Consider the following 1,524-nt stretch of genomic DNA (forward strand, 5'->3'; position numbering starts at 1 on the left):
GTCGTCCGTGAAGAAGGACTAAGCCACTGATCGGGAATCTCGATTTGGGCTAAGGGGCATTTCCAGATTGCAAGGTTTTGATGCTTTGGGCGTCAGAACCTTGCGATTTGGTTTTCGTGGATTCCCTCGAAGCGGGAAGCATGATTCCTTGTCTGCATCGGAGGGAACGATGCGGCCGAAGAAGCACAAGACGACGGGATCGAACGATCTGTTCCGGGCTCGGCTCGACCAGATCATCAATATGAAGCACGAGCTGGTTCTGCTCGCCGGCAAGGTCGATTGGGACTGGATCGACGGCGAGATCGCGCCGCTCTACAGCGAGAACGGCAGGCCCGGGATCGAGACGCGCTTCATGATCGGTCTGCTGTTGCTCAAGCACATTTACGGGCTGTCCGATGAGGAGGTGTGCGAGCGCTGGGTCCATGACCCATACTTCCAGTTCTTCACCGGGGAAGAGTTCTTTCAGCACACGTTCCCGCACGAGCGCTCGGACCTGAGCCATTGGCGCAAGCGGCTTGGCGACAAGCTGGAGTTGCTGCTGGCCGAGAGCTTGCGGGTAGCGCACGAGGCCGGTGCATTACGCAGCCAGGACCTCAAGCGGGTTACGGTCGACACCACGGTGCAGCCGAAGGCCATCACCTTTCCGACCGATGCCAAGCTGCTGCATGCGGCCATCAAGGGGCTCAACCGCCTGGCGATCAGGCACGGCGTCAGGCTGCGGCAATCCTATGCTCGCATCGCCAAGGCCGCCGCGATGATGGCCGGCCGCTACGCCCATGCCAAACAGTTCAGGCGGCATCAGCGGCAGTTGCGTATCCTGCGTAGCCGGCTGGGCCGGATCATCCGCGACATCCGCCGCAAGATCGAAGGCCAGCCAGCACTGGAGCAGGCGTTCGCCCTCCCGCTCGGCCGGGCCACGCAGATCCGCTCGCAGCAGCAGCGCCAGCGCGGCTGGAAGCTCTATTCCTTCCATGCCCCGGAAGTGGAGTGCATCGGCAAGGGCAAGGCCAGCGCGCCTTACGAGTTCGGCGTGAAGGCCTCCATCGTCACCAACAACCGCCGGGCTCCCGGTGGCCTGTTCGTGCTGCACGCCAGCGCACTGCCCGACAACCCCTACGACGGTCACACCTTGCGGGACGTCATTGACCGCACCGAGACACTCACCGGCTGTCCGATCGAGCGGGCCTATGTCGACAAGGGATACCGCGGCCACGACGCACAAAATCCCCGTCGCGTCTTCATCTCCGGCCAGAAGCGCGGCGTTTTCGGTGTCATCAAGCGCGAGCTGCGCCGCCGCTCCGCCATCGAGCCCATCATCGGACACCTGAAGGCGGAAGGCCACCTCGGGCGCTGCTACCTCAAAGGCCGCGCCGGCGATGCCGCCAACGTCGTCCTCTCAGCCGTCGGACACAACTTCCGCCGCATCCTCGCCTGGCTGAGATATCTCTTGTGCCTGTTCCTGGCCCAGCTATGGCGCACGCTCGCCCGGCCAGCCTCGATCAATCCGGCTTCTTAACGGACGAC

General features: G+C 63.2%; 1 protein-coding gene. It reads left to right on the forward strand.

Translation table 11 applies throughout. The features are described from left to right. Positions 1-169 precede the first annotated feature (169 nt). Positions 170-1,516, forward strand: a complete 1,347-nt coding sequence (locus tag RCO31_RS34560; RefSeq protein WP_011084757.1) for an IS5-like element ISBj5_B family transposase — start codon at positions 170-172, stop codon at positions 1,514-1,516. The last annotated feature ends 8 nt before the right edge of the window (positions 1,517-1,524 follow it).

It is taken from the genome of Bradyrhizobium sp. LHD-71, from assembly GCF_031157255.1.
Classification (GTDB): Bacteria; Pseudomonadota; Alphaproteobacteria; order Rhizobiales; family Xanthobacteraceae; genus P52-10.

What these genes read in the sequence shown, in the direction of transcription:
- RCO31_RS34560 (WP_011084757.1), top strand. Translation starts at nt 170, where the DNA reads ATGCGGCCGAAGAAGCACAAGACGACGGGATCGAACGATCTGTTCCGG.